A 7,520-nucleotide genomic window follows, 5' to 3' on the forward strand; every position below is an offset into this window, starting at 1 on the left:
CCTTGTGAGACCGCTTGGACTATCAGATAATCATCGCTTTTGATGTGACCACTAATTATCGGTTTTGACCGACCGGTAACAACTGTCACCGGCCTTTTTAATGCGGAGAGGCAGGGATTTGAACCCTGGGTACAGGTTTAAGCCTGTACAACGGTTTAGCAAACCGTCCCCTTCAGCCACTCGGGCACCTCTCCATTCACAGCAATTTCCAGTGCGTAGTGCTTAGTGGATAGCAATGGTTTTGTCCAGCGAAATTGATTATACGCGGCTTAGGTTTAAGCATTTATCTCTTTCAATCTTTCTACTTTAAAGACCACAGTATTGTGAGGGTCTGGGCAACAGGCAAATGACACTTCAGGGTCAGGTTCCCAAGGAAATTTTGAGCCATAACGCATGGCCGAAATAAATGGAAATATAGCTGTATAGGCCCATGTGCAAAATGGGGCCATATTTTCTTCGACCATCCAGGTATCTCCGATCTTGATACCCATATCGCACTTTCCACCACCCCTAACCTCAGTAACGGTTATTTTTAGATCGTATTTTGGCATAACTTCCCCCCTTTCGCTTCTTGTGCCATCTAACCCCTTCAAATGCAACTATTTAGCCCTCATGTTTTCTTGCTGGACAAAAATGCCTGACTGGCTATATCTATTGCGAAATTTTTGGAGAGGTGTCTGAGTGGTTTAAAGAGCCAGTCTTGAAAACCGATAATGGGGTTATTAAAATATATAACAAAAACAAGAACTAACGAATAAAAACAAAAAACTAACCCACTTTTTCACTACCGTAAGTTACCGTAATTAACTGCCCTTTTCCGAGGATTAGTTTAAGAAAAGTTTAAGAAATGGATTTTTGAGATAAAACTGGAAGCTAAAATCTGAAAAATAAAGGTCGAGCGTAGATGGAAAACGCCAAAAAGTGAAGCGTAGAAATGAAGATAAAAAGTTAGTCCGACCAACCTCAGCTTTTGATTATGAGTCTGACTATCACGATATCGTTAAGACGATTGATTATTCGAAAATCGGAGAGATGTCACCGCAACAAAGATGGAACATCCTAGTAGGACTACTTACTAGGGCGGTAAAAAGGGTTGTGAGAGACGAGGAAGCGGATTCTGAAAAATTGATGACAGTGAACGGAACTTGTTCTAAGTAGCTGAATAGAAGTATTTGGAGAGGTGACCGAGCTGGTCGATGGTACTGGTCTTGAAAACCAGCGACCCTTTACGGGGTCCGTGGGTTCGAATCCCACCCTCTCCGCCAAGTGGAACGGATGGCGCCGATTTGGCCCATCCGTTTCGTATTTTCGGGGGTTTGCGCTGGTTCTAACCCTTGGTATGCAGCTTCGAGGGAAGGATAGGCTTTTTCAATCGGCACCAGCCACTCGCTTGCGGTAATAGAGAGTTTCCCGTCTTTAAGCGTTGGGTTCGAACCCAGTGCCATCAGGATCTGTTTCTTGGTTTCCATGTTGCCATTCAGGAAGGCCGTGTGGGCATTGGTGGCAAAGTCGAAGACCTTTTCGGTCAGTTCCAGCCAATTGTCGATGCGTTCCTCGGTCTCTTTGGCCTGCTTTCGTAAATCTTGAATTTCTTTTTCCAGCCGGTCCTTTTTTTGGACATACTCCGCATTCGACAGCAAATCATTCAGGCGCATATCAACCAGACGGTCCAGTTTATCATGGGATTGCGCCAATGCCTTCGTTTGCGATTCAAAAATCTGATTGCGATCTGTCACCTCTTTTGAATTTTGCTCCTTCAAGACTTCCAAGGCCCAATCTCTAAACTCAGGAAGGATGGTGAATTTTTCGATTTCATCGGCGATGAGCTGGTTCAAAACATCATCGCGTATCACCTTCTTTTGTGAGCAGTCGTAATCTGTTCTTTTTCGTGTGCAGTGGTAATAGGTGTATTCTTTGACTTCGCCATTGCATTTGATCAACTTCCGCTTGGTCTCCGCCGTGTATACACAGCCACATTCCCCACAGCGAATCAAACCCGTAAAAGCAAAGGCATGTGTTTTTGGCCGTGCTTTTCCCTTGCGGCCCAACAGGTATTGAACGCGATCAAATTCTGAAAGCGTGATCATGGCCTTGTGTTTGCCGTCATACTCCTTACCGCCGTAAGCGATGATGCCTGCATAAAAGGGATTGGTGAAAATTCGATAGATCCCACTGCGTGATAATTCTTTACCGCCCAGTCTCTTGGTTTTTCTGGTGCGAAATCCCCATTGCTTATTGGCGATCTCCAAAATCTGTGGCGGTGATTTTGTCCCGGTGAGCATCAAGTCCCACATTTTACGAATCAGTGGAAAACGTTCTGGGTCCTCAACAATCGTCTTTTCTTCTTTCTCATTGAGATATCCCAGCGAAGCCACATTGGGTTTCCAGCCTTTTGCCAATTTGCTGTCCACGCCACGTTTGACGTTTTTTCGCAGCTCCAAAATATATTGATTGGCCATGCCACTTTCAACGCTGAACAAGAGCACATTATCATCGGGCAGATATTCACGCTCGGTGGTTTGAATCGATTGAATCGTTCCCTGCTGTAAAAACCAACCCAAGGTTCCACTGTCGACTGGGTTACGTGAAAGACGATTCAACTGCCAAGCCAGGATGCCATCGGCTTCGCCAGCTTCGATCCGTTGCATCATCTTCATAAAGATCGGGCGGCTCTGCGGTTTCTTGGCGGATTTTGCTTCGATGAGAATATCGACGACATTCAGTTTTAAATCACCGGCGAGTTTTTGAAGACGGTTGATCTGATCATCAATGGACTGCACCTGCCGATCCCCGCTCTCTGAGGATTTGCGGGCATACAGAATGTAACGCAGTTTTTCAGGTCTTTGCATGTCACCACCACATTAAGATTCTATTCCCCGGTAGTAAAGCAGGTTCTGGCCAGATACCGCTTTGCTAACGTTTCGAATTGTCGGTATTTTTTTATTGGCTTCCCCTTGTACAGGCGGGTTTTGATTTTGCTCTGCAACTCTTGCATCTCCAGCAGATCCTTTAAACCCTCCATCAAGGCATCGGCATGGTTTCGCTGATTTTTATTCTGAGACGAGCAGGTCAGGTGATGACAGTGGCGGCAACCAAAGGAGCCCTCTTTCAAATAGAGGATGGCAACGCGCTTTTTGCACAGGACGCCATCATTCTTCATCGGGCAAAGAAACCACCGGCGTGCTCCACCATAATGACACGGGGTTGTGGTGATAGTTACCTTGCACCGGTGGTAATTTTTTCCTGTCTTTGAAGCGCCCAACTCATAGCTCAGTTCGCAAATTTGGTTTCCCCCTTTTCGGCAGACCGCAACATCCACTTTCTGCTCGGTGCCAAGGATATTATTTTGCCAGCGCAGTGTGCACGGCAACATGCCATCCAGAATTCCGCGCTTGGTGAGATCGGTAATTGAGAGCTGCGTTATGTGATCCGTCTCGGTTTTTGGTTCATTTGCAAACATCAATTCTCCACCCTTGCCGAAATCATTAGAAAATTATTTCAGCCATTGTCAGTCATTTACTGTCAAGCTCGGGTCTGAACCATCGCGCCAATTCGTCCTTAATGATTTTCACCCCACCCCTGCGCTCACTATATTGTTTTGAGCTGTGCCAGCGTGTGCAGGGTTCGGGAAAACCAGGACTTTGCGTTTGTCGTTCAAATCCGCTTCCTGATAAATCAGTCCCGCTGTTTCCAGCATGGGCAGTATCTGCTGGCGGAACTTGGTCACATCCAACATTTGTTCAAAGACCTCGTAATATTTCTTGGCAATGTCGTTGCGGGTGAGGCCATTGCCTTCCTTCTCCTGCCATGCCGCCAGAATGACCTCAGAATAGAGATTGTAAATATAGGGCGGCAGGTTGAGTTCCTGACTTACGCCGATCCGCTCCCACACGCTGAAGGCCTGTGCGATATTTTCTTCATTAGCCGTGACGGTGCTACCTTCACGATCCCGCCACCAGAGATTCAGCAGGGCAAAGCATTTGATGAGTGAGGTAATGCGTTTAATATCCCGTTGGTGGCGTGGTTTGAGGACGGTACGCTTTTCAAAGAATCGTCGTTCGACTTCTTCCTGAAAACCAATTTTGATCTCTTGAATATTTTCATCCCTGATAGCGCGGATGCGTTCGGCAAACTGCATGCGCGGCAGGTTCTTTTCCAATGATTCATTGTACAAATCGCGGTCGGATTCCTTTTGAATCGAGGCCATGATGCTGGCCCGAATCTTTTCCTGATTCACTTCGGGGCTTAAGAGCAAAAAGCGCGTGGCTTCCTGCTCGTCTATGTGCAGGCCCGCCGTACAAAAGATGACGGCAGGATACCCACGAATTAAAATATTCTTGGTACGCAATCCCATCTTCTGTGACTTGTCGGTAATCTTGAGATTTATCTCTTTACGGTCGTGGGAGAGTAAAGGCCGAAGCCGGGCCAATAAATCGTTGTGCGGTTGATCCAAGAAAATAAGAATTTTTCGGGAGAGGTCTATTTTGTAGCCATTAAACGCCTTATCGTATTTGCCGACATCATGAAAAAATGCCGTGGGGCTACAATAGGCAAGCTCCATGACATCCTCTTTGGGAAATAAACTGGCAATCTCGGTGGGTATGTAACTTTTACCGGTGGAGGACGGCGCATTATAGCTGACGTTAAACTGGGCGTTCTCGGTATACGCGGAGAGCTGACACAAAAACGTGACTACTTTGTTGGCCTCGTCTTTCTTGATGGTAATGCCCAAGACGTCGCTGAGATCTTTCACGCCAATGGGTTTAAAGCCCGTCTGGATTTGTTTCTTTGTCATGATTGTCCCCTTCATTACGTTTTTTCTGGGCCTTGCCCTGAGCGGTGCAGGTAAGCTTAACCAGCGTTACAAGCTTCATCCCCATGTCATAGGCCTGTTGCTCGCTGATCTGCTGCCCAAAGCGCCGCTCATACAAACCCTGAAACTGTTTGACCTGTTCAGCCGATAGCATCGCCATCCTCTCTTGCACCTGACGCGCTACCCGCACCTTGTTTCTCCAAAAGCGCAGTGATCTTGCTCAAAATGGCTTGTTCAATTTGCTGTCCTAAGTTTTTTTCAATGGGATGAAAGATGTGAAAGTCGCGATTGCCGGTTTTCTTCGTGGGATAGGTCAGGCGGTAACCGGCACCGTCAAGCCGTTGATGGACGCCGATGGAACCGAGATAAATTTTGCCGTCGAGCACGACACTCGCAAAAGCCACGAGACCATTTGTGGGCTTGATGAGCTGAATGTTGATCTCTGAAATTTTCATCACGTTTTTTCCAATTCACCGGGAGGCGAAAACCGCCTCTGTGTAGAGAATTCCGCGATGAGTAAAAACTAATGGCGTTTTCGGATCTGAAAAATGAAGGTGTCGGGTAGAAAAATTTGTTTGACGTCGTTGAAACAATTTTATATATAAGTCAGCATGATTGAGCTTACAGAACATCAACAAAAATTCCTTAATGAAATCAGCGACTATATCCGCACGGAGCAGCGATCGCCAACAACACGAGAGCTTCAAGAGAGGTTGAATCTCAAATCTCCGCGCAGCGTCGCACAGTATTTAGAGAGCCTCGAAACAGCCGGATATATTCGCCGTGGACGAGGCGCCAGGAATATTCAGTTGATTTCACCGGAAAAAATGGAGCATCGACAAGACAGCGCGGATACTACTCTGAAGAGTGCAACCGAATCACCAACGGTTTTTATTTCGTACTCCCACGATTCTCCAGAGCACAAACAATGGGTCGAAGATTTGGCAACCCGGTTAAGAAATTCTGGAGTCAATGCAATCCTTGATAAATGGAACCTAGAGCCTGGTAGCGATGTCGCTCTTTTTATGGATCGTGGTGTGCGAGACTCAGACCGTGTTTTAACCATCTGTACGGATACCTATATTCGAAAAGCCGAGGCAGGGCATGGTGGTGTTGGATATGAAAGGATGATCGTCACAGCGGAACTTATCCAAGATATCGGCACAATAAAGTTTATACCTATTGTGAAAGATGTGACCGGCGCCAAGAAGGTTCCCGCATTTTTAGGAACAAGATTAAGAATTGAGACCCAAGACGGTCAAATCACAGATGAAGATTTTGAAGTCTTGTTGCGATCTCTACACAATTTTCCTCCCAGGCAACCCCCATTGGGTAACAATCCCTTTATTAATAAAAAAGAAGTAAAGTCTGCCGATCAACTCCCCACTATCACTGTCGATGTGGGAGATCCTGTCGAAATCTACAACACAGCCGTTCAATTGACCCGACAAATTGACATGGCCGGCTGGAGGCAGCTCGTTAAAAGGGTCCGTGGACCTGTGAATAATGCGTTGTTGCAGTGGAGAGTCCATATCGAACAAACTCAAGTCGGCTCAAAAGATTGGAAAGAAAGAGTCGATAGCGCCTTGCAATGCGCGGCGCCAATTTTTGCAATCGCCCTCGCCGGGATAGAATCTGGTCGTCCTGAATTTTCAGATCAAAGGGCATTGTTTGATGACCTTTACAACATTTCTGGCTGGAACCGTGCGGGTTTAATGTCTGTTATCAAAACTCCGTCCGCGCTGGGCTATTTTTATCACAGCTTACATGGCGCGCTGTGTGCCCTAATCGGCAACTATGATGCGGCCCTCAAGCTTGTAGACATTGTCGTAAAAGTTGGTGAGGCAGGCCACTATGCTCCAATCCACAGGCATCACGGCCTCATGGGTTGGACAAGCGCTCTGAATGATAAAGTAAGCGGCGCATGGGAATTTCTAAGTGGTTCTGCTGATCGCTTTCCCTGGCTAGAAAAAATATTTGGTGGTTCGTCACAATATCGTACTGGCCTTTGTGCGTATTACATTCTCTTGTCCTTAAACGAACTCGCATGTGATCTCGCTGAAAAAGACATCGAAGAATATCCAACAGATCTTTCTCTCGATATTCCTCTTTGCTTTGTCACTGAAGCCCCCGAAATTGTGGAAAAAGCCATCACAATGCTTCAATCCCATCCGGAATTACTCCAAGCGGTCTGGGAAAAACATGGTGTCAAGACAGAGCGGGTTTTAAAGGTTTGGCCAAGTTGGATTAAAGTATGTAATCACTGGCTTGATAAAGTATATGATTTTGAGTGGTTTGATGGATCACCACATGCCAAACTTTTGATGCCGTTTGGATTGAATATAAAATCTGTAGAAATTGATTAGAAAGATTAAAAAACGTGGTGAACTATGAACAATTTTCAGGAAAAAGTTAATTTTATATTCAGCATTGCAGATGCACTGCGCGGGCCATACAAACCAAACCAGTACGGCAAGGTGATTCTGCCTTTAACGGTTCTTAGGCGTCTGGACTGTGTGCTTGAAAAGTCAAAAGAGAAAGTCCTTAGTGAATACACCAAGCACAAAGACCGTCCCCCTGAAGTCTTAGAGAAACTTCTCAACAGGGCCGCCGGACATCAGTTTCACAACATCAGCAAGCTCGATTTTCAAAGACTGAAATCGGACCCCAATCACATTGCCAAAAATCTGGCGCATTACCTCAAGAG

8 protein-coding genes and 2 tRNA genes are annotated in these 7,520 nt (G+C 46.2%); 3 read left to right on the top strand and 7 right to left on the bottom strand.

Annotated features, from left to right (window positions below; all coding sequences use genetic code 11):
* Positions 1-103 precede the first annotated feature (103 nt).
* Together COV46_03165 and COV46_03170 are read right to left on the bottom strand one after the other, a co-directional pair.
* Positions 104-194, bottom strand: a tRNA-Ser gene (locus COV46_03165).
* Positions 195-275: 81 nt separating this feature from the next.
* The gene (locus COV46_03170; protein ID PIR17674.1) at positions 276-551 is read right to left on the bottom strand and encodes a hypothetical protein; all 276 of its coding nucleotides are present in this window, start codon (positions 549-551) and stop codon (positions 276-278) included.
* A gap of 623 nt (positions 552-1,174) precedes the next feature.
* On the opposite strand from COV46_03170, the gene COV46_03175 reads away from it, so the two are divergent.
* A tRNA-Ser gene (locus COV46_03175) sits at positions 1,175-1,265 on the top strand.
* On the opposite strand, the gene COV46_03180 is transcribed toward COV46_03175, so the two are convergent.
* The 5 genes from COV46_03180 to COV46_03200 all read right to left on the bottom strand — a co-directional run bounded on the left by COV46_03180 (position 1,227) and on the right by COV46_03200 (position 5,268).
* Positions 1,227-2,849: a hypothetical protein gene (locus COV46_03180; GenBank protein PIR17675.1), complete on the bottom strand. Its 1,623-nt coding sequence runs from the start codon at positions 2,847-2,849 to the stop codon at positions 1,227-1,229. The two genes, COV46_03175 and COV46_03180, sit on opposite strands and share 39 nt — an antisense overlap.
* A 20-nt stretch (positions 2,850-2,869) precedes the next feature.
* Positions 2,870-3,460 carry a hypothetical protein gene (locus COV46_03185; protein ID PIR17676.1) on the bottom strand — a complete coding sequence of 197 codons (591 nt, stop codon included), beginning with the start codon at positions 3,458-3,460 and terminating at the stop codon, positions 2,870-2,872.
* 108 nt (positions 3,461-3,568) lie between these two features.
* Entirely contained in the window at positions 3,569-4,795 is a 1,227-nt protein-coding gene (locus COV46_03190) for a hypothetical protein (GenBank protein PIR17677.1), read from the bottom strand.
* A complete protein-coding gene (locus COV46_03195) occupies positions 4,764-4,967 on the bottom strand; it encodes a hypothetical protein (protein PIR17678.1) in 204 nt (67 codons plus the stop codon). The genes COV46_03190 and COV46_03195 overlap by 32 nt, the downstream gene beginning before the upstream one ends.
* On the bottom strand, positions 4,954-5,268 hold the full coding sequence (locus COV46_03200; GenBank protein ID PIR17679.1) for a hypothetical protein: 315 nt from the start codon (positions 5,266-5,268) through the stop codon (positions 4,954-4,956). Before COV46_03200 ends, COV46_03195 begins: the two co-directional genes overlap by 14 nt.
* A gap of 156 nt (positions 5,269-5,424) precedes the next feature.
* On the opposite strand from COV46_03200, the gene COV46_03205 reads away from it, so the two are divergent.
* Both COV46_03205 and COV46_03210 read left to right on the top strand, forming a co-directional pair.
* Positions 5,425-7,179, top strand: a complete 1,755-nt coding sequence (locus COV46_03205) for a hypothetical protein (GenBank protein PIR17680.1) — start codon at positions 5,425-5,427, stop codon at positions 7,177-7,179.
* Between the two features lie 24 nt (positions 7,180-7,203).
* The coding region (locus tag COV46_03210; protein PIR17681.1) for a restriction endonuclease subunit M at positions 7,204-7,520 on the top strand (317 nt) is incomplete at its 3' end.

This window comes from Deltaproteobacteria bacterium CG11_big_fil_rev_8_21_14_0_20_49_13 (assembly GCA_002796305.1).
Lineage (GTDB): Bacteria > UBA10199 > UBA10199.